Source organism: Microbacterium sp. P5_E9, assembly GCF_054049175.1.
The window spans coordinates 382,635-405,620 of record NZ_JBFUMV010000002.1; the positions used below are offsets into that span (position 1 = coordinate 382,635).

Genomic DNA, 22,986 nt, shown 5'->3' on the forward strand with positions numbered 1-22,986 from the left:
GACATGACGGGGTACGTTCTCAGACGGGTCGGGCAGGCGGCGGTGGTCCTGTGGGCCGCCTACACGGTGACGTTCGTCATCCTGTATCTGCTGCCCAGCGATCCGGTCGCGATCCAGCTGTCGGCCAACAACATCGAGGTCGATTCGCTCACGCCCGCCCAGCGCGAGGCGGCGGCAGCGCGACTGGGTCTCAACCGGCCCGTCTGGGAGCAGTACCTCGGCATGCTCGGGGCGGCGCTGCGCGGTGACTTCGGGATCTCCTTCGCCAAGCAGATCCCGGTCACCGAGCTCATCGCGCAGCGCCTGCCCACGACGCTCGCCCTGAGCATCGTGGCGGTCGTCCTGGCCCTCGGGTTCGGCATCACGATCGCGTTCGTGGCGACGTGGCTGCCGCGCGGACCGATCTCCACCGTCATCCGCCGGCTCCCGGCGGTGGGCGTGAGCGTGCCGAACTTCTGGATCGGGCTGCTGCTCATCCAGGTGTTCGCGTTCACGCTCGGCTGGCTGCCTGCCATGGGCAGCGAGGGTCCGCAGAGCTATGTGCTGCCGGCCATCACGATGGCGATCCCGACCGCCGCGGTGCTCTCGCAGGTGCTGATCCGCAGCTTCGACGACACGCTCGACGAGCCCTACATCGCCACCGCACGGGCGAAGGGCCTCAGCCGCTTCGCGGTGCAGGTGCGGCACGCGTTCCGCAACGCGGCGCTGCCGACCCTCACGATCCTGGGTCTGCTGGTCGGCGCGACCGTGACCGGATCGATCGTCGTCGAGACCGTGTTCTCCCGCAACGGCCTCGGCCGCCTCGCCCAGGAGTCCGTGATGGCGCAGGACATCCCGGTCGTCCAGGCGGTCGTCGTCCTCGCCGCCGCCGCCTTCGTCGTGGTCAACCTGGTCGTCGATCTGCTCTACCCCCTGCTCGATCCCCGCATCGCCCGAACCCCGAAGGTGAGCCGCGCATGACCGATCTGCTCGAGACACCCCCGATCGCCCTCCCGATCGGGCGGACGGATGCCGTGGCCGCCGCACCCTCGGCGGCTCGGGCGGCCGAGACCACGCGGGGCCGCCGGCGCAACCCGGTCCTCGCGATCCTGCGGCGCCCTGGGGTGATCCTCGCGGTCGGCATAGTGGTGTTCGCCCTGCTCACCGCCATCGCACCGCAGCTGTTCGCCACCTATGACCCGACCGCCACCGCACCGGCCGATCGCCTCCTGCCGCCGAGCCTGTCGCACTGGTTCGGGACCGACGAGATCGGCCGCGACCTCTACTCGCGGGTCGTCCACGGTTCGACGCTGACGATCGCCGCGACCGCGCTGGCCATCGCCATCGCCCTGACCGCCGGTCTCACGCTCGGCATCCTGTCCGGCTTCGCCGGTGGTGCGGTGGATTCGGTGACCATGCGCGTCGTCGACGTCTTCCTCGCCATCCCCGGCCTGCTGCTCGCGCTCGCGATCGTCACGGCCCTCGGGTTCGGCACGCTGCCGGTCGCGATCGCCGTCGGGGTCGGCATCATCCCCGGGTTCGCCCGCACCACGCGCGCCGAGGTGCTGCGGGTCAAGACGCTGCCGTACATCGAGGCGGCCCGCGCGGGCGGCGGATCGTGGACTCGCATCCTCTTCACGCACATCCTGCCCAACTCGTGGGGTCCAGTGGCGGTGCTCGCCGTGCTCGACTTCGGCGCCGCGATCCTCGCGGTGGCCGCACTCAGCTTCCTCGGATTCGGCGCAGCGCCGCCGGCCGCCGAGTGGGGGACGCTGATCTCGAACGGACGCAACTACCTGATCACGGCGCCCTGGGTCTCGCTCCTGCCCGGACTGTTCGTCGCGCTGGTCGTCCTGAGCCTCAACCACCTGGCGAAGAGCCTCGAGGAGGTGCAGCGATGACCGCCAAGCGATCAAGCGCCGAGCCGCTCATCGAGATCCGCGGACTCGAGGTCGACTACCGCAGGGACGGACACGTCGCGCATGCGCTCCGCGGCATCGACCTCACGGTGCACCGCGGCGAGCGGGTCGCGATCGTGGGGGAGTCCGGCTCCGGCAAGAGCACGGCGGCGCACGCGCTGCTCGGCCTGCTGCCGCACAGCGGTCACATTGTGGCCGGCTCAGCGCGGATCGCCGGGGTCGAACTCGCGGGCGCGAGCGAGCGGGTGGCCCGCGGCATTCGCGGTCGCGTCGTGGGACTCGTGCCGCAGGACCCGAGCGTCTCGCTCAATCCGACGCAGCGGATCGGCCACCAGGTGGGCGAGGCGGTCACGCTGCGCGGCGTCCGCGGGCCGGCCGTCGACGTCGCGGTGGTCGAGGCGCTCGAGCAGGCCGGCATCGACGACCCGGTGGCCCGGGCACGGCAGTACCCGCACGAGCTCTCCGGCGGCCTCCGGCAGCGGGTGCTGATCGCGATCGCCCTCGCCGGCGACCCTGATGTCATCGTCGCCGACGAGCCGACCAGTGCGCTCGATGTCACCGTGCAGCGGCGGATCCTCGATCACCTCGACGCGCTCGTGCGCGACCGGGGGATCGCCTTGGTCGTCATCACCCACGACCTCGGCGTCGCGGCCGATCGAGCCGACCGGGTCGTGGTGCTGCGCGACGGTGTGGTCGTCGAGCACGGTGACTCGATCGACGTGCTCTCCGCCCCGACCGACGACTACACGCGGCGCCTTGTGGCCGCGGCTCCCGGGCTGAACGCGACAGTCCCACCCCGCGACTCGGGCGGCGACGCCAGGGTGATCGTGCGCTGGGAGGCCGTCACCAAGGACTTCGCGCTGCCCGCGGGCGGGGCATCCCGCTGCCTCCGCGCCGTCGACGAGGTGACGCTCGAGGCGCGCGCCGGCCGCACCCTTGCGATCGTCGGCGAATCGGGGTCGGGCAAGACAACCCTCCTGCGCATTGCGCTGGGCCTGGAGAAGCCCACGTCAGGTCGGGTGGTGTTCGACGACGTCGACATCTCCGCACTCGGCTGGCGCGAGGCGCGACCGCTGCGCCGTCGATTCCAGCTGGTGCAGCAGAACCCGTTCGCGGCGCTCGATCCGCGCTTCTCGGTCGGCCGCACCATCGCCGAGCCGCTCGTGTCCTTCGGCATCGGCTCGCGTGCCACGCGCCGCGCGCGGGTGGCCGAGCTCATCGATCTCGTGGGACTGCCGACGGATGCCGCGCAGCGGCGACCTTCGGAGCTCTCCGGCGGCCAGCGCCAGCGGGTCGCGATCGCCCGGGCGCTCGCGATCGAGCCCGAGCTCCTCTACCTGGATGAGCCCGTGTCCGCCCTCGACGTCTCGGTGCAGGATCAGGTGCTGCGCCTCCTCGCGCAGCTGCAGGCCGACCTTGGCGTCGGCTACGTCCTGGTCTCGCACGACCTGGGCGTGGTCGCCCAGGTGGCCCACGACGTGGCCGTCGTCCAGCGCGGCCGCGTCGTCGAATCGGGCACGGCCGTCGAGGTCCTCGGGGCACCCACCCACGAATACACCCGCGCGCTCCTGGACGCCGTTCCTGGGCGCGCACTGCGAGAGGTCGTCTCATGAGCCGTTACATCGTCATCGGCGCGGGGGCACTGGGGGCGCTCCTCGCGGCCCAGTGGACGATCGCCCACGTCCCGGTGACCCTGGTCGCGCGCGGACGGTCGCTCGAGGTCATCGCGCGCCATGGCGTGCGCGTGCGCCGGCCCGAGGGCGATGAGGTCGTCGAGGTCGACGTCGTGGAGTCGGTCGCCGACGCCAAGCCGACGATCTCCGACACCATCGTGCTCGCGGTCAAGTCGCAGGACTCCGAGTCGGCGATCGCGCAGGCCGCCTGGGTGCCGCTCGCCGATGGGCGGGGCGTCGTGGCGGATCTCCCGATCCTGACCCTCCAGAACGGTATCGCCACCGAGGACTTCGCGCTGCGCCGCTTCGATCGGGTGATCGGGGTGTCAGTGGGCATCCCGGCGAGTCACCTCGAGCCGGGGGTGATCGTCTCGCCCGGCCGGCCCGTCGTCGGGGTCGCCTGGATCGGCGGCTATCCGAAGCCGATCCCGAGCGAAGAGGAGCGACACCGGGTCGCCTTCGCCCAGGCGGGCTTCGCGGCGCTCATCGAGCCCGACATCGCCGCGGCGAAGCGGCGCAAGCTGATCGCGAACCTCCGCAATGTGGTCGACGTGTTCGCCGCGACCCACGAGGAGCGCGAATACGCGGAGCAGGCGCTCGCCGACGAAGCGCGCCGCATCTTCGCTGCCGCCGGCCTCGAGGTCGCAGCTCCTCCCTGGGACGCGCCCCGGCTGGAGGTCGCCGACGTGCCGGGCCACGAGTCGGGGCATCTGTCGACCTGGCAGAGCTTCGCCCGCGGCACGTCGAGCGAGGTGGACTACCTGAGCGGCGAGATCGCGTTCCTCGCCCGGCTGCACGCCAGCGCCGCACCGCTGAATGCCGCGGTGGCGCGCGAACTCGGACTGCTCGCGGCCCGCCACGGCGCACCCGGGGCCCTGCCGCTGCCGCCCGAGTTCGCGTCGGGGTCGCTCCGGGTCGAGCGGGCGCGCGCGTGAGCGCGCCGACGGTCCTGATCGAACTGCAGACGGATGCCGCGGCCCTCCGTGCGGTCACGACAGACCGTTCCGGGTGGCCGGGCGCGGTCGCTCCGGGGGCCGTCTTCCGGCCCGCCGACATCGCCGAGGTGCAGCAGCTCATCGCCTGGGCCCACACGAGCGGCACGGCCGTCGTCGCCCGTGGCGCGGGGTCCGGTCTCGCCGGTGCGGCGGTCGGGCTCGAAGGCGCGGTCATCCTCGACCTCTCCGGGCTCGACCGGATCCTCGACCTCGATCCCGACGAACAGCTCGCCCGGGTGCAGCCAGGTGTGATCACCGCGGCACTGGATGCGGCGGCATCCGCTCACGGCCTCATGTACGCACCCGACCCAGGGAGCGTCGGCATCTCGACGATCGGCGGCAACATCGCCACCAACGCCGGAGGGCTGCGCGGCGCGAAGTACGGCGTGACGCGCGATCACGTGCTCGCGCTCGATGTCGTCCTCGCCGACGGCACACTCATCCGGGTCGGCCGCGACACCATCAAGGGCGTCACCGGCTACGACCTGGTCGGGCTGTTCACCGGTTCCGAGGGCACCCTCGGGATCATCGTGGGCGCCACGGTGCGGCTGATCCCGCGGCCCGTCCGCACCGCCACGGCGGCGGCATTCTTCGCCGATGTCAGCACCGCCGCTCATGCGGTGACCGCGATCACCCGGTCGGGCGCCCGACCCGCGGTGCTCGAACTCGTCGACGGGCCGACCCTCGGCGCGATCGACCTGCTCGAGGGCACCGACCTGCGCAGCCGGGGCGAGGCCTTCCTCCTGATCCAGACCGACGGGTTCGGCGCCGAGGAGGAGCTCGCGGTGATCGTCGACGCGATCTCGGGGCTCGTCACGCAGGTGGAGACGGCGACGGATGCCGCGGCATCCGATCGCCTCCTCTTCGCACGGCGGCGTGCCCTGCCGGCCCTCGAGGCACTGGGCAGAGCCCTCATCGAGGACATCGCCGTGCCGCGCTCGCGACTCGTCGAAGCGGTCGAGCGGATCGGCGCGATCGCCGCCGAAGAGGGCGTGCGCATCTTCGTGTTCGGGCATGCCGGAGACGGCAACCTGCACCCGATCATCGTGACCGAGGGAGCGACGGATGCCGTCATCCCGCCCGCCGCGCAGTCCGCGGCCGACCGGATCTTCGCGCTGGCACTCGAGCTGGGGGGCACCATCACGGCGGAGCACGGCGTGGGGCGCCTCAAGCGCGAGTGGGCACGCCGCGAACTCGGTGCCGACGTGCACGGGCTGCAGCTGAGGCTGCGCGCGCTGTTCGACCCGCAGGGGATCCTGAACCCCGGCAGCAGCCTCTGAGAGTGCTGCCGGGGTTGAGACTCAGTGCTGGTGGACGGGAACTGCGTCCTGCGCGAACTTGAAGCCGAGGCGGCCGTGCGCGACGGCGCCGCCTGCCTTGATCGCGGCGGCGACCCACGCGGTCTCGGCGAGTTCGGCCTCGGTGGCTCCGGCGCGGACCGCCTTCTGCGAGTGTCCGTCGATGCAGTACGTGCACTGCGTCGTGATGCCCACAGCCAGCGCGATGAGCTCGCGGTACTTCAGCGGGATCTCGCGACCCTCGGCGGCGAACACGGCGCCGTCGAACTCGGCCCAGGCCTTGAGTATGTCGGGGGTCTCGGCCTTGTAGACGCGGGTGTAGGCGCGGTCGCCCTCGCGGTCGAAGAAGTCGGTCATGGCGGTGGGTGCCTCTCGCGCGTGCGGATGTCGGTTCTCGCGCGGGCGTTGAAGTTCCGTGCGGGATTACGACGCTATCCGGGGTTTTCGGTGGTGAGGGCGGACCGTTACGCGGCATGACGTTCGTGTGACGCCCTGAGTCGGACCGCGTGCGCGCCCCGAGCCGGATCGCCGTACGGTCGACGCATGACGACGATCACAGACCGCATCGAGTCCTCCAGCACCCTCGCGGGCTCCGTCCGCCGACCGCTCAAGGTCGTCGGCGTGTCGGGCTCGCTGCACGAGCCGAGCAAGACGAGCGCGCTCGTCGAGGCGCTCATCGCGGCCGTCGGGCGCAAGGTGCCCGTGGACGCGCAGCTGATCGAGATCGCCAAGCTCGGCCCTTCACTCGCCGGCTCGCTGAAGCGCTCCGATCTTCCGGAGAATGTCGAGCAGGCACTCCTCGACATCGAGAGCGCCGACCTGCTCATCGTCGCGAGTCCCGTCTACCGGGCAAGCTTCACCGGCCTGTTCAAGCACCTCTTCGACTTCGTGGATCAGTACGCTCTCGTCGGCCAGCCCGTCCTCCTCGGCGCCACCGGCGGGGGAGAGCGCCACGCGCTCATCATCGAGCACCAGCTGCGCCCGCTGTTCGGGTTCTTCCAGTCGCTCACCCTGCCGCTCGGCGTCTATGCAAGCACGAGCGACTTCGACGGCTACCGCCTGCGTGAGGGCAGCGTCGAACAGCGCATCGAGCAGGCCGTCAGCCGCGGTCTGCCGCTTATCGAGCAGGCCGCGCAGCAGCGCGTCTCGGAGTACGTCTCCACCTGGTGAGCAACGCGGGCGCGTCGTCTTGCGCCCAGGCAACTCCAGGACCTTCACGGTTCCCTCGCAGGGTGTGGTCTGACCACATACGCTAAACTGAAAACACCAGATCAAGCGCGAATCGGATCTAAGGACGGCGCGGCGTAAGTCGAGCCCAGGGCAGCAGAGTCCGCCTCGGAATCCGCCGCGGGGATAGGTGACTCACCCATTCCTGCATCTTTCCTTCTGCATCGCGCGGCATCGGGTCGTTGGGCCAATTCACCCACCGAAGCCACGAGATACATGGAGGCTCCGATGAGCACTCAGACCCCGCAGGAAACCACTTCTCCGCCAGCAGCCTGGTACCCCGACACCAATCGGCCCGGATTCGAGCGTTGGTTCGACGGCACGCAGTGGACCGACCAGACGCGTCCGGCAGCCCCCGCCGCTCCGCCGGCTCCGCCCGCTCCGCCGGCTCCGCTTGCCGAGCCGTCCGACGGAAAGAAGCCGAAGAAGAAGAAAAAGAAGGGCTTGATCATCGCCGGTTCCGTGCTGGCGGCCACGCTCGCCGTCGCCGGTATCTCGTCAGTCGCCAACGGATCCTCGGATCCGGCGGCCAGTAGCTCAGTCAGCACATCCCAGGTGGAGGAGGTCGCGGCGCCGGTGATGGTCACCGTGCCGGCTGACCTCGTCGGGATGCCGCTGACGGATGCCGTCGCGGCGCTGGAGGCGCTCGGCCTCGAGGTGACAGACGACGGCGATGGACTCGAGGGCGCGAAGGTCCTCGCGGTCGCCGAGTCGGGCGAGGTCGAGGAGGGATCCACGATCACGCTGACCGTCGAGAAGAAGCCTGTACTCACCCTCGCGCAGGAGAACGCGCTGGAGTCGGCGCAGTCCTATCTCAAGCACAGCAGCTTCTCGCGCGCTGGCCTGATCGGCCAGTTGGAGTATGAGGGATACACCACGGACGAGGCCACTTGGGCGACGGACGCGGCGGGCGCCGACTGGAACCAGGAGGCGGCTGAGTCGGCTCAGTCCTACCTGGACCACTCTTCATTCTCGCGTGACGAACTCGCTGATCAGTTGGATTACGAGGAATACAGCGCCGAGCAGATCGCGTTCGCGCTGACGGCGGTCGGCTACTAGAGCTCCGAGGCAAGATCACCTGCCCGTCAGTCTCCCGACTGGCGGGCACTCCGCGACTAGGGCATGTGCTCGCGCACGGCGGCCATGAAGCCGTCGAGGTCGTCGGTCCACAGCCGCACAGCCTCGACCACCTGAGCCCCGCCCTTCGGGGCGTGTCCCGGGAGCCGCACCTCCGTCGGTCGCTCCAGGAGGATCTCGACATTGGTCTCGTTCTGCATCCGGAGTGACAGAATCCGTACGCCCTCGGTGTCGGCGATGCGGGGCGCCTTCGGCGCGTCGATGACCAGCTTTCGGGCGACCGAGGCGACGTCGTCCCACGCGAGCGGGATGTCGATCTCCAAGCCCTGCCGAGCGCGGATGCCATCGGGCCCCACGGTGTGCGGACGCATCAGGTACGCGCAGAGCAGACCGACCATCCAGGTGACGCCCCAGATGCCGAGGATGAGGAGCCCGACCCGTGCGGCCGGCCAGCGCTGCGCGATGAGGTCGATGATCGGGATCTCGATCGCCGACAGTCCGATGAAGACGAGCAGGATCGTCAGCACGGGACGGTGGTAGCCGAACCCCGAGGCGCCGACCGGGAGCGCTGGACGACGGACGATCGCACGGCCGATGTTCGCGTAGACCCGCAGCTCCATCAGGACCGCTCGCCACAGCAGCGACCCGATCGCGACGATCCTGCGGGGCGCCTCGGTCGTGGTCACGACTCCGCCGCTTCGTCGTCGGCTTCTGCTTCGGCGACCAGCCCTCGCAGGCGCGCCAGCACGGCGTCGAGTCCGCGCTCGAGCGACGCGCGATCATCCGCGTGCACGGCATCGAGCAGCGTCGCGCTCAGGTCGGCGTGCTCGCGCACGGTCCGGCCCATGAGCTGCATGCCGGTCGCGGTGAGGGTGACCAGCGTCGCCCGGCGATCGGTGGGATGTGGGCCTCGCACGACGAACCCAGTGGCTTCGAGTGCGTCGACGAGCCCGCTGACGTTCCGGGGGGTCACTGCGAGATTCGTCGCCAGCGACTGCTGAGTGAGCGGCCCGGTGTGGTGGATGACCCAGAGCACCCGCATCCGCGCCGACGACAGTGCGGTGCCGTCGAAGGCGCGTGTCATATCGCGCTGGAACAGCTCGCCGACCTCGAGCAGACGATCCAGCAGAATGGGCGAGTGCATATCGTTACCTTAGTTCATGATTACGTGACTTCATAAACGGATACCGCGGCCCGCTTCCCCGCGCACATTGCATTCTCATCACGACGATTCCGGACACGCCGAGGCCGTCCCGGCGCGCAATACCATGGGGAATACGCTCATGACCTCCGGACAACGATGCCCGGAGCGCTTCACAACGAAGGAGCACCCTCATGGGATTCATTGCATTTCTGATCCTTGGTCTGATCGCGGGAGCGATCGCCAAGCTCCTCATGCCCGGTCGGCAAGGCGGCGGATGGCTCATCACCCTCCTCCTCGGCGTCGTCGGCGCACTCCTGGGCGGCTGGCTCGGCAGCGTCCTGTTCAACGCCCCCCTCGGCGACTTCTTCTCGATCTGGACCTGGGTGCTCGCGATCGTCGGCTCGTTCATCGTGCTGCTGATCTACTGGCTCATCGCCGGTCGCAAGAAGGCCGCGTAACCCTCCAGCTGGTTGCGAGAGCGCTCCCCGCCGCGTGCGGGGGGCGCTCTCGCGCGTGGGCCACTGCGAGTCTGGTCGTCGCCTCCGCCCCATAGGATCAGGACCAGCGGACCACTGCGGTGCGCGACGGAGGCGGGACATGGCGAACGACGGTCGCATCACCTGGGTGCTGGTGGATGGCGAGAACATCGATGCCACCTTCGGCACCGCGATTCTGGGGCGTCGACCGCAGCCGGATGAGCGGCCGCGGTGGGATCGACTCATCTCCTTCTGCGCCCGCGTGTGGTCTCAGCACGCGCAGGGCGTGTTCTTCCTCAACGCCTCGTCCGGCATCCCGATGGCGTTCGTCCAGGCGCTCAAGGCGATGGACTTCGTCGTCGTACCCCTGGCCGGTGCGCCTGACGAGAAGGTCGTCGACATCGCGATCCAGCGGACGCTGCAGGCGCTCGAGCCGCGCTCCGCCGATGTCATGCTCGTGAGCCACGACGGGGACTTCCTGCAGGATGTCGGTGCGCTCATCGGCGAGGACCGCCGGGTGGGAGTCGTCGCATTCACGGAGTTCCGCAACGCGGGCTTCAACGCGCTCGAGGGCATCGAGAAGTTCGACCTCGAGTACGACGCCCGCGTCTTCGACGCGCCTCTGCCGCGCATCCGGGTCATCCCGATCGACGAATTCGACCCGAACACCTTCCTGGGCTGAGCGGCGCTCGCTCAGGCGGCGCGCGTGCCGGTCCAGCCGAGCGCCGGGGCGACGTACTTCGCGAACGACTCGACGAGGCGCAGGTTGAACTCGACCCCGAGCTGGCTCGGGATCGTGAGCATGAGCGTATCCGCGCTGCGGATCGCGGCATCCGCCAGCAGCTGCTCGACGAGTACATCGGGCGCAGCGGCATACGTCTTGCCGAAGGTCGACTGGATGCCGTCGATCACGCCGACCTGGTCGCCGTCCTGGCGCCCGCCGAAGTACATCTCCTCCTCGGCGGTGGTGATCGGGAAGATGCTGCGGCTCACCGACGCGCGCGGCTCGCCGGCGTGCCCGGCTTCGCGCCAGGCCGTGCGGAACACCTCGATCTGCTGTGCCTGCAGCTCGTCGAACGGGAGCCCGCGGTACTCGGTCAGCAGGGTGGACGACATGAGATTCACGCCGATCCGTCCCGCCCACTCCGCGGAGTCGCTGTTGCCGGCGCCCCACCAGATCCGCGAGCGCAGACCGGGGGAGTGCGGTTCGATGGGCTGCAAGTCGGTCACTGAGCCTGTCGACGGGCCGCCGCCGAACGGGCTCGAGGCATCCCGCTCCGCGAGCCCTTCGCCTTCGATCGCGCGCAGGAAGGTCGAGAAGTGGTCGCGCGCGATGTCCGCGCCGCGGGGGTCGTCCGACCCCGTGTAGCCGAACGTCTCATAGCCGCGCACCACCGTCTCGGGTGAGCCGCGGCTGACGCCGAGCGCAAGTCTCCCGTCGCTGATGAGATCCACGGAAGCCGCTTCCTCGGCGAGGTAGAGAGGGTTCTCGTAGCGCATGTCGATGACCCCGGTGCCGACCTCGATCCGCTTCGTCCGCGCCGCGATCGCGGCCAGCAGTGGCATGGGGGACGACTGCTGCCGGGCGAAGTGGTGCACGCGGAAGTACGTGCCGTCGACGCCCAGATCGTCCATCCCCTGGGCGAGGTCGATCGCCTGCCGCATGGAGTCGCCGGCGGTCAGCTGCCGGCCTCCGCCGAGGGGGCCGTAGTGGCCGAAGGAGAGGGTTCCGAAGCGCTGCATGTGGTGTGCAACGGCACACGCGACCGATGCATTCCAATGAATGCATGGAGCATCCGGCGCGCCGGGAGCCCCCTTCAGTTGTCCCCGACTACGGGTATAGCATCCGGAGCGACGGCCCCTTCCTGTGAAATCTCTGCATGAACGGTCGTCTCCGTGACGGGGGACTTCGAAGGAGCGAGTGAATGGCCAGTAATACTGCAGCCGACATCGTCAAGAGCGTCGGTGGTGCGGGAAATATCGAGAGCCTCACGCACTGCGCGACGAGGCTGAGGTTCCAGTTGGTGGACGGCAGCGCGGTCGACCAGAAGGTCGTCGAGGCGATCCCCGGCGTGATGGGCGCGGTGCCCCAGGCGGGCAACCGCTACCAGGTCGTCATCGGTGGCGCCGTGCAGACCGTCTACAACGACATCAATGCGCTGCCCGAGATGACCGGCCGGACCGTGGCAGCACCGTCCGGCGGTGACGACGACGATCTCGACGCGATCAAGGCTCGGGAGCGCGCGAAGGGCGTCCGGGGCAAGGTCGCATGGATCGACTCGTTCTTCGAGTTCCTGTCGGACTCCTTCCGGCCGATCCTCGGCGCTCTGCTCGGTGCATCCTTCTTCATCACCTTCATGGCGCTCATGGCGACACTCGACGTCATCCCCGACTGGAACGCGCCCGGCGTGACACTCGACCCGTCGTGGGCGTTCATCAACCTGATGTGGCAATCTGTCTTCGTCTTCCTGCCGCTCATGGTCGCGTACAACGCATCGAAGAAGATCGGCGCCGACCCGTGGGTGGGTTTCGCGATCATGGCCGTGCTCATGCTGCCGGGGTTCACCGCCCTCAAGGCCGAGGCGACCGAGCAGGTCGTGTTCGGCTCGACGGTCTTCATCGTCCCGATCTTCGGCTTCCCGCTGACGATCTTCGACTACAGCTCCCAGGTGTTCCCGCCGCTGCTCATGGCAGCCGTACTGGGACCGCTTTACAAGCTGCTGCGCAAGATCATCTCGGCGAACCTGCAGCTCATCTTCGTGCCGTTCTTCGCGATGCTCATCATGATCCCGCTGACGGCCTTCATCATCGGCCCGATCGGCGTCTACGCGGGTGCCGCGCTCGCGCAGGGGCTCGCGGCGATCAACCAATGGTCACCGTTCATCTTCGCGATCGTCATCCCGCTCGCGTATCCGTTCATGGTGCCGCTCGGCCTGCACTGGCCCATCAACGCCGTCATGCTGCTGAACATCAACACACTCGGCTATGACTTCATCCAGGGCCCCATGGGCGCGTGGAACTTCGCGTGCTTCGGCGCGACGGCAGGCGTGCTCGTGCTCTCGCTCCGCCACCGCGACCAGCAGATGCGGCAGACCGCGACCGGTGCTCTCGCCGCGGGTCTGCTCGGCGGCATCTCGGAGCCGTCGCTGTATGGAATCCATCTGCGCTTCAAGCGCATCTATCCACGCATGCTCGTCGGATGCTTCGTCGGCGGTCTGATCATCGGCACCGGCAGCCTGATCCTGGGTCTGCCGGACGGCGTCACGACCAACGCGTTCGTGTTCACCTCTCTGCTCACGATTCCGGCGTTCAACCCCATCGGGCTCTACGCGATCGCGATCGCCGGCGCCTTCTTCACGTCGATGTTCCTCGTGATCGGGTCGAACTTCCGCACCAAGGAGCAGCAGGCGGAGTTCGAGGCGGTGCGCGACGCCGCTGAGGCTACGGCTGCCGCTGAACATGTCTCGGCGGCATCGGTCGAGGCGGCCGAATCGCGAGCGATCGACGCATCCGACGCCAGGCCGGCCGCGGCCGCAGCCGCCGTTGCGACAGCGACGGTGGCGGGGACGGCGCTGCTCGACCGCGTCGTACTCGAGGTCGGGTCCCCCCTCGCGGGCCAGATCGTGCCGATCTCCGAGGTGCCCGATCCCGTCTTCGCTGGCGGAGTCATGGGACCCGGCGTGGCGATCATCCCGAGCGGCAACACGGTGTTTTCGCCGGGAGCCGGCACCGTCGCGGCGGCCCAGCCGACCGGACACGCGTTCGGTCTCGTGCTGGACGGCGGGCTCGAGGTGCTGATCCATGTGGGCATCGACACCGTGAACCTCGCGGGCAAGGGCTTCGACGTGAAGGTCAAGAACGGCGACCGGGTCGAGCTCGGCACCCCGCTGGTGGTGTTCGACCGCAAGGTGATCGAAGATGCGGGCTACCCGCTGATCACCCCGGTCATCGTGCTCAACGCTGACGACTTCGGTGAGGTGTCGCCGGTGCTCGAGGGAACCGTCAAGCCGGGTGACCTCGTCATCGAAGTGACCCCGAAGGCGGCTGCCTCCTAGCACCTGTACTTCACGCACTGCGGGGGAGGGCGACTATCGCCTTCCCCCGCAGTACGTGTACGCCCGACTAAGCCTGGGGCGGATTGCTGACGGCCACCGGTGGCCGCAGAAGCACCGTCACTTCGCGGTAGCGCAGGAGGAATGCCGGCTCGTCGAGGCGTCGCCGGCGCATCCACGAGGTGACTTCGGAGTTGGACTTGCTTGCGTTGCACGACCCGCAGGCGGGGACGACATTGTCGAGGGTGTAGCGCCCACCACGCGAGATCGGCTGGACGCAGTCTCGCTGGAGCGGCACGCCGGTCGCGCCGCAGTACGCGCACGCCGCCCATGCTTCACGAATGCTGTCCCATTCGGCTGCGGTCAGGTCGTTGTCCGCCGCCGCAACGCGCCGAACGCGTCTGCGCGCTGCGCGCGCCCGTCGGCTGTTGCTGGCCACCATGTGGCCAGGTTAGGCGGGGACGGACGGGATGCCTCGCCGCCGCGCCCTCGCCGCCCGACGGTCCTCGGCTCTACTCGGAGATCTCCTCGACCACCTCGCCGGTCGCCTCGGGCGACATCGAGCGCGCGATGTCGGCTTGGCTGATGATGCCAACGAGCAGATGGTCGGCGATGACCGGAAGCCGCCTGACCTGGTTGTCCTTCATGAGCCGCATGGCCTCTTCGGCGTCGGCTTCGGCATCGACCCAGACGACGGACCCCGTGGCGAGGCTGCCCGCCGTCGTCGTGCTCGGGTCCTTGCCTGTCGCGAGTGCCCTGACGACGATGTCGCGGTCGGTGAGCATGCCTTTGAGCCGCTTGTCCTCGCCGCAGATCGGCACAGCACCGACATCGATGCGCGCGAGAAGCTTCGCCGCGTCGACGAGCGTGTCGTTCTCGCCGATGCACTGCGGGTCCGACGTCATGATTTCACGTGCCGTGGCCATCTTCGTTCCTTCCGTCGTGTGGATGCTTCGACGCTAGAAGCGGATGCCGGTGCCCGGAACCACCTTGACAACCCCCGGGGGCGGGCGTAACGGTGAGGTGTGTCGACCGCTTCATCGCAACCGCTGGAAGAACTCGCCTTCACGGTGTCCGGCCGCATCGCGCGTCCGGTCGCGGAGGTCTATGAAGCCGTGGCCGACCCTGCTCAGCTCTCCCGGTACTTCACCACCGGGGGAGCGAAGGGCAGATTGGATGCCGGAGCCGACGTCACGTGGGACTTCCACGACTTCCCGGGCGCCTTCCCGATCGACGTGAGCGAGGCCGACCCACCTCGGAGGATCGTCCTCCGCTGGACCGCCCCAGCTGCAGCGACTGCAGCGGACGGGAAGACGACGGTCACCTTCGAGTTCGCGCCGATCGACAACGGGGCCAGGACACTCGTGACGATCACCGAGTCGACGTGGCTTGCGACCGCCGAGGGCGCGAAGGGAGCGTTCGGCAACTGCGAGGGCTGGACGGGCATGCTCGCCGCGCTCAAGGTCTGGCTCGAGCACGGCATCTCCCTGCGCGAGGGCTTCTACAAGTAGGCCGAGCCCTCCGCGATCGCCTTGATCACGGCGAGGCGGCGGTCCCACTCGGCGCCGATCGTGTCGAGGCGCTGCGCGGTGGCGCTCAGCTGCGACCCGATCACGCGGTACTGCAGCTCGCGCCCCACGCGAATCGGTTCCACGAGGCCTACCTCGTGCAACACCGCGAGGTGCTTCGCGATCGCCTGGCGACTCACCGGCAGGCGCCCGGCGAGGGCAGACGCCGAAGCGTCGCCCTCGCCGAGTGCCGCGAGGATGCTCCACCGGGTCTCGTCTCCGAGCGCGGCGAACACCGGAACCAGCGTCTCGATCACGAGCCGCCCTCGAGCAGGGCGACGAGCTTGTCGAGCTCGGAGTCCCAGCCCTCGCGGTGGCTCTCGAGGTTGGCGGTCGGATCGGACGTGTTCTCGAATCCGGTCTCGACCACGGTGAGCTCGGTGCCATCCGGCACCAATTCGAGGGTGAAGGTGAACACGGTCGAGTGTGCGACGTCGAGCGCGGCGGGCAGGTGCCCGAGCGCGTCATCGTTGCTCCAGCGGTACGTGACCGTCCGGGGTGCATCGATGGCCTCGATCCGGAGTGGCACCGCCCCGTAGTCCGGGAAGGTCAGCGTGCCGGCGGCGCCGACGCCGGCGCCGTCCAGCACGGCCTTGCCGAACCACAGTGAGATGTGCGCGGGGTCGGTGACCGCCGACCACACCTTCTCGATCGGTGCGGCGATCCGGATCGTGCGTCGAACGGCGAAGCCGCCCTCATCGACCACCGACGGGTTGAATGTCATGCTCATGATGATCCTTGTCTTCGAGGAATACTGCAACGCTATGGTTGCACGATCCGCGAAGAACTGCAACCAAAAAGTTGCATGTCGCCTCTGTGGGTACGGTGATGCCATGAGTGACGGCATCCGGAACGCCAAGACCGACCTCAAGAAGGAGATCTCCGCCTACCGCGCCCGCCGTGGCTCCTTCGACATCGTCGATGTGCCACCGCTGCGGTATCTGATGATCGACGGCCACGGCGATCCGAATGGACCCGAATACGCCGACGCGGTCTCCACGATCTTCCCGGTCGCCTACCGGCTCAAGTTCATGAGCAAGAAGGAGTCGGGCCGCGACTATGCGGTCATGCCGCTTGAGGCGCTCTGGTGGTCGGAAGACATGGCTGCTTTCACGAGCGACCGGGACAAGTCCCGCTGGAGCTGGACGGTCATGAACCTCGTGCCGGACTGGATCACCGACGACCAGATCGATCGCGTCCGCTCGGCGGCTGCCGCGCCCGCACTCGACAAGCTGCGGATCGCGACGCTGGCGGAAGGCCGGTGCGTGCAGACGCTCCACCTGGGTTCGTTCGATGACGAGGGTCCGGTCCTGGAGGCGATGCATCGCGACGTCATCCCGTCGCGGGGCCTGCGGATGACGGGCAGGCACCACGAGATCTACCTCAGCGACATCCGCCGCACCGATCCGGCGAAGCTGCGGACCATTCTGCGGCAGCCGGTCGAACCTGGGAGCGGCGTGTGAAATCCGCCAAGGCACTGGCATCTTCGGCCAGTCAGCGATATATCGGTATATATCGTCCAGAGCTGGACGACGATAGCTAGGAGGACATCATGAGCGGATCGTATGCAGGAGAGCCCTTCGGATCGCACGGTCGCGGGCCGGGTTCGGGCTGGCCGGGCGGCGGCAGCCTGTGGGAGGGGCTGGACCAGCTGAAGACGATGTTCGAGAAGAACGTCGGCGTCAGCACGCGCATGGGCCGAGGCGACGTGCGTGCCGCCGTCCTCGCCCTCTTGGGGGAGCAGCCTATGCACGGTTACCAGATCATCCACGAGATCGAGGAGCGCAGCGGCGGCTCGTGGAAGCCGAGCGCCGGCTCGGTGTATCCGACCCTCCAGATGCTCGCCGATGAGGGCCTGATCAGCGCCGAGGAGTCCGGCGGCAAGAAGACCTACTCGCTCACCGATGCGGGGCGCGCCGAAGCAGAGGGATCCACGGGCAAGTCGGCGCCATGGGAGTCCACTGGCCTCGGCGGACCGCGAACGAGCGCGCTGCCGAAGGCCGGCATCGATCTCGCTCAGGCGGCCGCGCAGGTGGGCCGGTCGGGGACCCCGGAGCAGGTGAAGCAGGCGGTGGAGGTGCTCGACGAAGCTCGCCGTAAGCTGTACTCGATCCTCGCTCAAGACTGAGATTGTCGGCTCCGGCCCGTCGGCGTCAAGGAGGCTTGATGTTCGACGCAGTTGACTCGCGCGCCCGCTATCGCCGGATTCTGCGCTTCGCTGGGCGATACATCGTCCAGGCGTGGTGGTATGAGCTGTTCCTCCCCAGGATCGGGCTCGGAAGGCTGTCGGCACGAGGGCGCGGCAAGCGGCTCGAGACCATCGCCAAGCGGTTCCACGTGCTGGCGGTGTCGCTCGGCGGGCTCATGATCAAGGTCGGCCAGTTCATGTCGTCGCGCCTCGATGTGCTGCCCCCCGAGATCACCAAGGAGCTCGAAGGGCTGCAGGACGAGGTTCCCCCCGTGGACTTCGCGGCTATCCGCGCGATCGCCGAGGCTGAGCTGGGGATGCCGCTCGAGCGTGCATTCGCATCGATCGATCCGACTCCGCTGGCTGCGGCATCCCTCGGCCAGGCCCATCGGGTGCGGCTGTCGGCCGTCGACGCCGCTGACACCGGGATCGCTGAGGGGGTCGTGAAGATCCAGCGGCCGGGCATCGACGCGATCGTCGCCGTCGACCTCCGGGCCCTCCGTCGCGTCGCCTCGTGGCTCAGTCGGGTGAGAGTCGTGGCGGACCACGTGGACCTGCCCTCCCTCGTGGAGGAGTTCGCCCATGTGAGCCTGCAGGAGATCGACTACATCCACGAAGCCGGCAACGCGGAGCGCTTCGCCGAGAACTTCGCCGAGGATCCGCGGGTCGATGCTCCGCAGGTGGTGTGGGAGCGCACCACCCGTCGGGTGCTGACCCTCGCGGATGTCACCGCGATAAAGATCAACGACCTCGATGCCCTGCGAGCGGCGGGCATCGAACCGGCCGCTGTCGCGGCCGAGTTCGCCGCCGTCATGTTTGAGCAGCTCTTCTCGGACGGCTACTTCCATGCCGACCCGCATCCGGGCAACATCTTCGTCACCCCGATTGCGGGCGCTCCGGATGCCGCCACCGGCCGCACCTGGACCTTGACATTCATCGACTTCGGGATGATGGGCGAGGTCACCGACGACCTGCGTCGAGGCCTGCAGAAGCTGATGATCGCGGTCGCCTCACGCGACGGCAAGGCACTCGTCGAGAGCATCCACGAGGTAGGCGTGCTGCTCCCTTCTGCCGACACGGAAGAGCTCGAGCGGGCGATGACCGAGCTGTTCGCCCGCTTCGGCGGCATGGGCCTGTCCGAGCTGCAGCAGGTCGATCCCCGGGAGCTGCGCGACTTCGCGACCGAGTTCGGCGACGTGGTGCGAGCCCTGCCGTTCCAGCTGCCCGAGAACTTCCTCCTCATCGTGCGGGCAATGTCGCTGACGTCGGGCATGTGCAGCGCTCTCGACCCGGGCTTCAACATGTGGGGTGCCGTCGAGCCTTTCGCCGGAAGGCTGCTGCGCGAGCAGGGTGGCAACGTCGTGCAGACGTTCGCGAAGCAGGCGCTCTCGGTCGCCGGCGTCTACGCACGCCTGCCGCAGCGGCTCGACGCACTCACCACACGGCTCGAGGGTGGCAGACTCGCCATCGACTCGCCGGCGCTGAACCAGCGCATGCGACGGCTCGAGCGGGCGAACCGCCGGATCGTGTCGGCCGTCTTGTTCTCCGGGCTCCTCGTCGGCGGGCTGGTTGCGAGGCCGGAGGCACGGGTCCTCGGGACAGTACTCAAGGTCGCATCGGTTCCCGCTCTGCTGCACGCCCTGTTCGGGGGGCTGTGGGGTCGCCGAGGGCGATCGGGCTGAGGCGCGACAGCGACCGGCGCGGGGACTACCATCGCGCCGTGGGCTTCTCAGGGTTCGACCGCGACGCGCTTTCCTTCTATGCCGAGCTTCGCGGCGACAACACGAAGGAATGGTGGACGGCGAACAAGACCCGCTACGAGCGGCATGTCCACGAGCCGATGCTCCAGCTCGCCGCCGATCTCGAAGCGGAGTTCGGTGAGGTGAAGATCTTCCGGCCCTACCGGGACGTCCGGTTCAGCGCGGACAAGTCGCCGTACAAGCTCCACATCGGCATGGTCACTCGCGCGCGGGTCGCGCACTACGTGCACCTGAGCGAGGAGGGCCTCCTCACCGGCGGCGGAGTCTTCGACGTCCCGCCCGCGGCGCTCGCGCGCTTCCGGCAGCTCGTCGACGACGAGGCATCCGCTCGCTCGCTCGATTCCGTCCTGCGGGCGCTCGATGCGCGGGAGTTCGAACTCTCGACGGACGACGCGCTGCGCACGGCACCGCGTGGCTACCCCGCGGATCACCCGCGGGTGGAGTTCCTGCGGCTCAAGCGCCTGGCCATCCGCCGCAGCGATCCGCCCGCCGACTGGATGTGGACGCCGGAGGCGGGTGAGGTCATCTGCGAGCGGTGGCACGCGATCTCGGAGTGGTGCGGGTGGCTCGAAGAACATCTCGGCGACGCCTTGCCTCCGCGATGAGATGACGACGGATGCCGCGTCCGCCGTGGCTACATCGGGGCGGGCTCGGCGGGGTTCGGGGCCGTCGGCTGATCCAGGCCGGGCGGGGGAGTCTCGTCGGGACGCGGCGCGAGCGGCTCGGCCGGCGCCGGAATGGTGGGCTCCGGCGGATTCGGGGCCAGCGGCTCGGTCGGCGTCGGGACGGTGGGCTCCGCCGGATTCGGCGCGAGCGGCTCGTCGGGCGTGGGGGCGACCGGCTGCGGAGCAGCCGGCGGTGCCGCCGGGGTGCCGGGAGTTCCCGGTTGCGGCGGGCCGGTGGGAGCGGATGGAGCCGCGGGCACCTCGCCCGGCCCGGGCAGCGGTGATTCCGGAAGTGACGCGTTCATGGGATCCTCCATTCCCCGCCGAGGTGCGACGGGTTGATTCATCCTCCGCCGGGTCGTCACCGACGACCCACCCCTTGACGATCGCCCGGTCGCGGGTTACGCGCTCCCGTCGCTCGGCACTCCGCCTCGTCCGTAGGCTTGAGCCGTGGCATCCGTCCTCAACATCTCCGCGTACCTCTTCACGGCGCTCGACGACTGCGCCGCGCTGCGTCCCCTGCTGCGCACGCGGGCCGACGCGGCGGGCCTGAAAGGCACGATCCTGCTCGCCGAGGAGGGGATCAACCTCTTCCTCGCCGGGGACCCAGACGCCGTGCGCCGCTTCGTCGACGAAATGCGCGAGGATCCGCGATTCGCAGCGCTCACCACGAAGGAGAGCTGGTCCGAGGATCAGCCCTTCCGCAAGATGCTGGTCAAGGTCAAGCGCGAGATCATCCGGATGGACCACCCGACCATCCGACCCACCGCGGTGCGCGCGCCCGCGGTGGCACCGACGACCCTGCGCCGGTGGCTGGACCAGGGACGCGACGACGCGGGTCGCGAAGTGGTGCTGCTCGACACCCGCAACGCATTCGAGGTCGACTACGGCACCTTCGAGGGAGCGCTCGACTGGCGCATCGAACGGTTCACGCAGTTCCCGGATGCCGCGACCGCGCGCCGCGCGGACCTCGAAGGCAAGACCGTCGTGAGCTTCTGCACCGGCGGGATCCGCTGCGAGAAGGCGGCGCTCTACCTCGGCGACCTCGGCGTCGACGCGCTGCAGTTGGACGGCGGCATCCTCGGATACTTCGAACAGGTCGGCAGCGACCATTTCACGGGGGAGTGCTTCGTATTCGACGAGCGCGAGGCGCTGACGCCCGATCTCGCCGCGATCGGCCCGGTCCGTTGATGAGTGGTGCCCCGCCCACTTCTCGGGCAATCGCCGGATCCTTCGCGCTCGACGCACTGCTGGTCGTCCTCTTCGCCGCGATCGGCCGCGCCAGCCATGACGAGGACGCCCTCGCCGGCCTCTGGCACACCGCCTGGCCGTTCCTCGCCGGACTCGTCGTCGGCTGGGCCGTCACCGTCGCGTGGCGTGCTCCGGCTGCTCCCATCCGCACCGGGCTCGGCCTCTGGGTGGTCACGGTCGTCGGCGGAATGGTCCTTCGTGCCATGTCCGGGCAGGGCGTCGTGCCCGTCTTCGTCATCGTCGCGTCGATCGTGCTCTTCCTGTTCCTCGTCGGCTGGCGGCTGATCGCCGCTCTGGTCCGCCGGCGACGGATGCCGCGCCCCGCTGCCTCTACGCTCGAATCGTGACTCCCCGAACCTTCTCCGACGGTGCCGTGCTGCGCGAGGCTCGCCGAGGCGACGAGCCCGGCATCCTCGCGTCCATCCACGCGCTCGCCGTCTACGAGCGCGAGCCGGATGCCGTCGAGAACACCGTCGAAGCGATCACCGAGACCTTCTTCGGCGCCGCGCCGAAGGCGTTCGCGCACGTCGTGGAGCGCGAAGGCGAGATCGTGGGCATCGCGATCTGGTTCCTCACCTATTCGACGTGGACCGGCCGGCACGGCATCTGGCTCGAGGACCTCATCGTCGACGAGGCGCAGCGCGGCCGCGGCTACGGCAAGGCGCTCATCGCGTCGCTCGCGACCGTCTGCGTCGAGCGGGAGTACAGCCGCCTCGAGTGGACCGTCCTCGACTGGAATGCGCCGGCGATCGCGTTCTATCGCTCGCTCGACGCCACCCCGATGGACGAGTGGACCACCCAGCGCCTCACGGGCGACGCGCTCGCTGCGCTCGCGGAGCGAACGACCGGATCAGCGTGACTCCTTCAGACGAACTTCGCTTCGACACCACGATCGGCATCGAGATCAAGGGCGAGACCTGGGCCTGCGTCGAGATCCCCGGGTCCGCCGAATTCTTCTGTACGCGCAAGACCGTGCGCGTCGATGCCGTCATCGACGAGGTTCGCTTGGAGAACGTCGGCGCGATGGTCACCGGGACGGGTGGCCACATGATCTCGCTCAACGCGAAGGTACGCAAGCAGCTCGGCAAGGACATCGGCGACCCGGTCTCGGTCGTCGTCGTCCGTCACGTCTGACAGCGCGGACGACGGATGCCGCGACCCGGCCGGGCCGCGGCATCCGCTCATCAGATCTCGCCGCGCACTTCCCCGACGAATCCCGCAACGCGCTCGCGGAGCGTCTCGATGCGACGGTCTCTGGCTGCTTCGCGGTCGAAGCCGATGTAGGCCATCGGCGGCAGCGTCCGCACGTTCTTCGAGCACTCGAAGTTCTCGCAGATCAGCGTGCCGACCGTGTCGCCGCGGCGGCCGGCATGGCCCGCGCGCTTGGTCGTGTAGAGCACAACGTCGTTGGGGAGCAGGATGTCGGAGCACCACGAGCACTGCGGGCGGCTGCGCGCTCGCGTGTCGGTCTGTCGCAGGATCAGGCCGACGGGTTCGTCGTCGATGTGGAGCACGAGGTATCCGACGTGCGGCAGCTTGGGATCGCGCCAGCCGAGGAAGTCGAGCCGGTCCCAGACGAGATCGTCGAGGTCGGGCGGGAGGGTGACATTCTTCTGTTCGCTGCGGGACGCGTTGATGAACGATGCCCGGATCTGGGCGTCGGTGAGTGGAGTCATAACGGGTTCGAGTTTAGGTGCCGGAAATGAGCGGATGC

At 68.9% G+C, this 22,986-nt stretch carries 29 protein-coding genes; 19 read left to right on the forward strand and 10 right to left on the reverse strand.

Features of this window, described 5'->3' with window-relative positions; translation table 11 throughout:
- Positions 1–3: 3 nt before the first annotated feature.
- The 5 genes from ACXJ3V_RS05075 to ACXJ3V_RS05095 are packed head-to-tail and all read left to right on the forward strand — an operon-like array spanning position 4 to position 5,846.
- A complete protein-coding gene (locus ACXJ3V_RS05075; RefSeq protein ID WP_457099171.1) occupies positions 4–960 on the forward strand; it encodes an ABC transporter permease in 957 nt (318 codons plus the stop codon).
- On the forward strand, positions 957–1,880 hold the full coding sequence (locus ACXJ3V_RS05080) for an ABC transporter permease (protein WP_457099172.1): 924 nt from the start codon (positions 957–959) through the stop codon (positions 1,878–1,880). Before ACXJ3V_RS05075 ends, ACXJ3V_RS05080 begins: the two co-directional genes overlap by 4 nt.
- The gene (locus tag ACXJ3V_RS05085; RefSeq protein ID WP_457099173.1) at positions 1,877–3,511 is read left to right on the forward strand and encodes a dipeptide ABC transporter ATP-binding protein; all 1,635 of its coding nucleotides are present in this window, start codon (positions 1,877–1,879) and stop codon (positions 3,509–3,511) included. The genes ACXJ3V_RS05080 and ACXJ3V_RS05085 overlap by 4 nt, the downstream gene beginning before the upstream one ends.
- Entirely contained in the window at positions 3,508–4,506 is a 999-nt protein-coding gene (locus ACXJ3V_RS05090; protein ID WP_457099174.1) for a ketopantoate reductase family protein, read from the forward strand. Before ACXJ3V_RS05085 ends, ACXJ3V_RS05090 begins: the two co-directional genes overlap by 4 nt.
- Entirely contained in the window at positions 4,503–5,846 is a 1,344-nt protein-coding gene (locus ACXJ3V_RS05095) for an FAD-binding oxidoreductase (RefSeq protein ID WP_457099175.1), read from the forward strand. The genes ACXJ3V_RS05090 and ACXJ3V_RS05095 overlap by 4 nt, the downstream gene beginning before the upstream one ends.
- Positions 5,847–5,867: 21 nt before the next feature.
- Here the strand turns inward: ACXJ3V_RS05095 and ACXJ3V_RS05100 are convergent, their stop codons facing one another.
- On the reverse strand, positions 5,868–6,221 hold the full coding sequence (locus tag ACXJ3V_RS05100; protein WP_457099176.1) for a carboxymuconolactone decarboxylase family protein: 354 nt from the start codon (positions 6,219–6,221) through the stop codon (positions 5,868–5,870).
- Between the two features lie 186 nt (positions 6,222–6,407).
- On the opposite strand from ACXJ3V_RS05100, the gene msuE reads away from it, so the two are divergent.
- Complete coding sequence (msuE, locus tag ACXJ3V_RS05105; protein WP_457099177.1) at positions 6,408–7,034, forward strand: FMN reductase; 627 nt, start codon at positions 6,408–6,410, stop codon at positions 7,032–7,034.
- Positions 7,035–7,319: 285 nt separating this feature from the next.
- Positions 7,320–8,150 carry an Ltp family lipoprotein gene (locus tag ACXJ3V_RS05110; RefSeq protein WP_457099178.1) on the forward strand — a complete coding sequence of 277 codons (831 nt, stop codon included), beginning with the start codon at positions 7,320–7,322 and terminating at the stop codon, positions 8,148–8,150.
- 56 nt (positions 8,151–8,206) lie between these two features.
- Here ACXJ3V_RS05110 and ACXJ3V_RS05115 read toward each other — a convergent pair whose 3' ends face one another.
- The gene (locus ACXJ3V_RS05115) at positions 8,207–8,854 is read right to left on the reverse strand and encodes a hypothetical protein (RefSeq protein ID WP_457099179.1); all 648 of its coding nucleotides are present in this window, start codon (positions 8,852–8,854) and stop codon (positions 8,207–8,209) included.
- Positions 8,851–9,312, reverse strand: coding sequence for a MarR family winged helix-turn-helix transcriptional regulator (locus tag ACXJ3V_RS05120; RefSeq protein ID WP_457099180.1), 462 nt, complete (start codon positions 9,310–9,312; stop codon positions 8,851–8,853). Before ACXJ3V_RS05120 ends, ACXJ3V_RS05115 begins: the two co-directional genes overlap by 4 nt.
- 191 nt (positions 9,313–9,503) lie before the next feature.
- Between ACXJ3V_RS05120 and ACXJ3V_RS05125 the strand changes: the two genes are divergently transcribed.
- Together ACXJ3V_RS05125 and ACXJ3V_RS05130 are read left to right on the forward strand one after the other, a co-directional pair.
- A complete protein-coding gene (locus ACXJ3V_RS05125) occupies positions 9,504–9,770 on the forward strand; it encodes a GlsB/YeaQ/YmgE family stress response membrane protein (RefSeq protein ID WP_457099181.1) in 267 nt (88 codons plus the stop codon).
- A 139-nt stretch (positions 9,771–9,909) separates the two neighbouring features.
- The gene (locus tag ACXJ3V_RS05130; protein WP_457099182.1) at positions 9,910–10,470 is read left to right on the forward strand and encodes an NYN domain-containing protein; all 561 of its coding nucleotides are present in this window, start codon (positions 9,910–9,912) and stop codon (positions 10,468–10,470) included.
- Positions 10,471–10,481: 11 nt separating this feature from the next.
- Here ACXJ3V_RS05130 and ACXJ3V_RS05135 read toward each other — a convergent pair whose 3' ends face one another.
- Positions 10,482–11,531, reverse strand: a complete 1,050-nt coding sequence (locus ACXJ3V_RS05135; protein ID WP_457099183.1) for an LLM class flavin-dependent oxidoreductase — start codon at positions 11,529–11,531, stop codon at positions 10,482–10,484.
- Between the two features lie 182 nt (positions 11,532–11,713).
- Between ACXJ3V_RS05135 and ACXJ3V_RS05140 the strand changes: the two genes are divergently transcribed.
- A complete protein-coding gene (locus tag ACXJ3V_RS05140; protein WP_457099184.1) occupies positions 11,714–13,843 on the forward strand; it encodes a glucose PTS transporter subunit IIA in 2,130 nt (709 codons plus the stop codon).
- Between the two features lie 67 nt (positions 13,844–13,910).
- Here the strand turns inward: ACXJ3V_RS05140 and ACXJ3V_RS05145 are convergent, their stop codons facing one another.
- Positions 13,911–14,282 (reverse strand): HNH endonuclease, encoded by a 372-nt coding sequence (locus tag ACXJ3V_RS05145; protein ID WP_457099185.1) that lies wholly within the window; start codon positions 14,280–14,282, stop codon positions 13,911–13,913.
- A 70-nt stretch (positions 14,283–14,352) separates the two neighbouring features.
- Positions 14,353–14,766 (reverse strand): CBS domain-containing protein, encoded by a 414-nt coding sequence (locus tag ACXJ3V_RS05150; protein WP_457099186.1) that lies wholly within the window; start codon positions 14,764–14,766, stop codon positions 14,353–14,355.
- 99 nt (positions 14,767–14,865) lie between these two features.
- On the opposite strand from ACXJ3V_RS05150, the gene ACXJ3V_RS05155 reads away from it, so the two are divergent.
- Complete coding sequence (locus ACXJ3V_RS05155; protein WP_457099187.1) at positions 14,866–15,351, forward strand: SRPBCC domain-containing protein; 486 nt, start codon at positions 14,866–14,868, stop codon at positions 15,349–15,351.
- On the opposite strand, the gene ACXJ3V_RS05160 is transcribed toward ACXJ3V_RS05155, so the two are convergent.
- Together ACXJ3V_RS05160 and ACXJ3V_RS05165 are read right to left on the reverse strand one after the other, a co-directional pair.
- On the reverse strand, positions 15,342–15,665 hold the full coding sequence (locus tag ACXJ3V_RS05160; protein ID WP_457099188.1) for an ArsR/SmtB family transcription factor: 324 nt from the start codon (positions 15,663–15,665) through the stop codon (positions 15,342–15,344). The two genes, ACXJ3V_RS05155 and ACXJ3V_RS05160, sit on opposite strands and share 10 nt — an antisense overlap.
- Positions 15,662–16,138 carry an SRPBCC domain-containing protein gene (locus ACXJ3V_RS05165; protein WP_457099189.1) on the reverse strand — a complete coding sequence of 159 codons (477 nt, stop codon included), beginning with the start codon at positions 16,136–16,138 and terminating at the stop codon, positions 15,662–15,664. The genes ACXJ3V_RS05160 and ACXJ3V_RS05165 overlap by 4 nt, the downstream gene beginning before the upstream one ends.
- Before the next feature lie 103 nt (positions 16,139–16,241).
- Between ACXJ3V_RS05165 and ACXJ3V_RS05170 the strand changes: the two genes are divergently transcribed.
- From ACXJ3V_RS05170 to ACXJ3V_RS05185, 4 genes are all read left to right on the forward strand, one after another.
- Complete coding sequence (locus ACXJ3V_RS05170; protein WP_457099190.1) at positions 16,242–16,871, forward strand: GyrI-like domain-containing protein; 630 nt, start codon at positions 16,242–16,244, stop codon at positions 16,869–16,871.
- Between the two features lie 89 nt (positions 16,872–16,960).
- On the forward strand, positions 16,961–17,536 hold the full coding sequence (locus ACXJ3V_RS05175; RefSeq protein ID WP_457099191.1) for a PadR family transcriptional regulator: 576 nt from the start codon (positions 16,961–16,963) through the stop codon (positions 17,534–17,536).
- A 38-nt stretch (positions 17,537–17,574) separates the two neighbouring features.
- Complete coding sequence (locus tag ACXJ3V_RS05180) at positions 17,575–19,278, forward strand: ABC1 kinase family protein (RefSeq protein ID WP_457099192.1); 1,704 nt, start codon at positions 17,575–17,577, stop codon at positions 19,276–19,278.
- Between the two features lie 38 nt (positions 19,279–19,316).
- Positions 19,317–19,961: a DUF2461 domain-containing protein gene (locus ACXJ3V_RS05185; RefSeq protein ID WP_457099193.1), complete on the forward strand. Its 645-nt coding sequence runs from the start codon at positions 19,317–19,319 to the stop codon at positions 19,959–19,961.
- Positions 19,962–19,990: 29 nt separating this feature from the next.
- Here ACXJ3V_RS05185 and ACXJ3V_RS05190 read toward each other — a convergent pair whose 3' ends face one another.
- Entirely contained in the window at positions 19,991–20,326 is a 336-nt protein-coding gene (locus ACXJ3V_RS05190; RefSeq protein WP_457099194.1) for a hypothetical protein, read from the reverse strand.
- Between the two features lie 145 nt (positions 20,327–20,471).
- Here ACXJ3V_RS05190 and ACXJ3V_RS05195 point away from each other — a divergent pair, with 145 nt between their 5' ends.
- Genes ACXJ3V_RS05195 through ACXJ3V_RS05210 form a run of 4 tightly spaced genes read left to right on the forward strand, consistent with a single transcriptional unit; the run spans position 20,472 to position 22,406 of the window.
- Complete coding sequence (locus ACXJ3V_RS05195) at positions 20,472–21,212, forward strand: sulfurtransferase (RefSeq protein ID WP_457099195.1); 741 nt, start codon at positions 20,472–20,474, stop codon at positions 21,210–21,212.
- Positions 21,212–21,619 (forward strand): DUF3054 domain-containing protein, encoded by a 408-nt coding sequence (locus ACXJ3V_RS05200; protein ID WP_457099196.1) that lies wholly within the window; start codon positions 21,212–21,214, stop codon positions 21,617–21,619. The genes ACXJ3V_RS05195 and ACXJ3V_RS05200 overlap by 1 nt, the downstream gene beginning before the upstream one ends.
- Positions 21,616–22,131, forward strand: coding sequence for an N-acetyltransferase family protein (locus ACXJ3V_RS05205; RefSeq protein ID WP_457099197.1), 516 nt, complete (start codon positions 21,616–21,618; stop codon positions 22,129–22,131). The genes ACXJ3V_RS05200 and ACXJ3V_RS05205 overlap by 4 nt, the downstream gene beginning before the upstream one ends.
- On the forward strand, positions 22,128–22,406 hold the full coding sequence (locus tag ACXJ3V_RS05210; RefSeq protein ID WP_457099198.1) for a DUF1905 domain-containing protein: 279 nt from the start codon (positions 22,128–22,130) through the stop codon (positions 22,404–22,406). The genes ACXJ3V_RS05205 and ACXJ3V_RS05210 overlap by 4 nt, the downstream gene beginning before the upstream one ends.
- 50 nt (positions 22,407–22,456) lie before the next feature.
- Here ACXJ3V_RS05210 and ACXJ3V_RS05215 read toward each other — a convergent pair whose 3' ends face one another.
- Entirely contained in the window at positions 22,457–22,948 is a 492-nt protein-coding gene (locus tag ACXJ3V_RS05215) for an FBP domain-containing protein (RefSeq protein ID WP_457099199.1), read from the reverse strand.
- Between the last annotated feature and the right edge of the window lie 38 nt (positions 22,949–22,986).

Coding starts and splice junctions, on each gene's coding strand:
- ACXJ3V_RS05075 (WP_457099171.1), top strand. CDS start 4: ATGACGGGGTACGTTCTCAGACGGGTCGGGCAGGCGGCGGTGGTCCTG.
- ACXJ3V_RS05080 (WP_457099172.1), top strand. CDS start 957: ATGACCGATCTGCTCGAGACACCCCCGATCGCCCTCCCGATCGGGCGG.
- ACXJ3V_RS05085 (WP_457099173.1), top strand. CDS start 1,877: ATGACCGCCAAGCGATCAAGCGCCGAGCCGCTCATCGAGATCCGCGGA.
- ACXJ3V_RS05090 (WP_457099174.1), top strand. CDS start 3,508: ATGAGCCGTTACATCGTCATCGGCGCGGGGGCACTGGGGGCGCTCCTC.
- ACXJ3V_RS05100 (WP_457099176.1), bottom strand. CDS start 6,221: ATGACCGACTTCTTCGACCGCGAGGGCGACCGCGCCTACACCCGCGTC.
- msuE (WP_457099177.1), top strand. CDS start 6,408: ATGACGACGATCACAGACCGCATCGAGTCCTCCAGCACCCTCGCGGGC.
- ACXJ3V_RS05110 (WP_457099178.1), top strand. CDS start 7,320: ATGAGCACTCAGACCCCGCAGGAAACCACTTCTCCGCCAGCAGCCTGG.
- ACXJ3V_RS05120 (WP_457099180.1), bottom strand. CDS start 9,312: ATGCACTCGCCCATTCTGCTGGATCGTCTGCTCGAGGTCGGCGAGCTG.
- ACXJ3V_RS05125 (WP_457099181.1), top strand. CDS start 9,504: ATGGGATTCATTGCATTTCTGATCCTTGGTCTGATCGCGGGAGCGATC.
- ACXJ3V_RS05130 (WP_457099182.1), top strand. CDS start 9,910: ATGGCGAACGACGGTCGCATCACCTGGGTGCTGGTGGATGGCGAGAAC.
- ACXJ3V_RS05135 (WP_457099183.1), bottom strand. CDS start 11,531: ATGCAGCGCTTCGGAACCCTCTCCTTCGGCCACTACGGCCCCCTCGGC.
- ACXJ3V_RS05140 (WP_457099184.1), top strand. CDS start 11,714: ATGGCCAGTAATACTGCAGCCGACATCGTCAAGAGCGTCGGTGGTGCG.
- ACXJ3V_RS05145 (WP_457099185.1), bottom strand. CDS start 14,282: ATGGTGGCCAGCAACAGCCGACGGGCGCGCGCAGCGCGCAGACGCGTT.
- ACXJ3V_RS05150 (WP_457099186.1), bottom strand. CDS start 14,766: ATGGCCACGGCACGTGAAATCATGACGTCGGACCCGCAGTGCATCGGC.
- ACXJ3V_RS05165 (WP_457099189.1), bottom strand. CDS start 16,138: ATGAGCATGACATTCAACCCGTCGGTGGTCGATGAGGGCGGCTTCGCC.
- ACXJ3V_RS05170 (WP_457099190.1), top strand. CDS start 16,242: ATGAGTGACGGCATCCGGAACGCCAAGACCGACCTCAAGAAGGAGATC.
- ACXJ3V_RS05175 (WP_457099191.1), top strand. CDS start 16,961: ATGAGCGGATCGTATGCAGGAGAGCCCTTCGGATCGCACGGTCGCGGG.
- ACXJ3V_RS05180 (WP_457099192.1), top strand. CDS start 17,575: ATGTTCGACGCAGTTGACTCGCGCGCCCGCTATCGCCGGATTCTGCGC.
- ACXJ3V_RS05190 (WP_457099194.1), bottom strand. CDS start 20,326: ATGAACGCGTCACTTCCGGAATCACCGCTGCCCGGGCCGGGCGAGGTG.
- ACXJ3V_RS05200 (WP_457099196.1), top strand. CDS start 21,212: ATGAGTGGTGCCCCGCCCACTTCTCGGGCAATCGCCGGATCCTTCGCG.
- ACXJ3V_RS05215 (WP_457099199.1), bottom strand. CDS start 22,948: ATGACTCCACTCACCGACGCCCAGATCCGGGCATCGTTCATCAACGCG.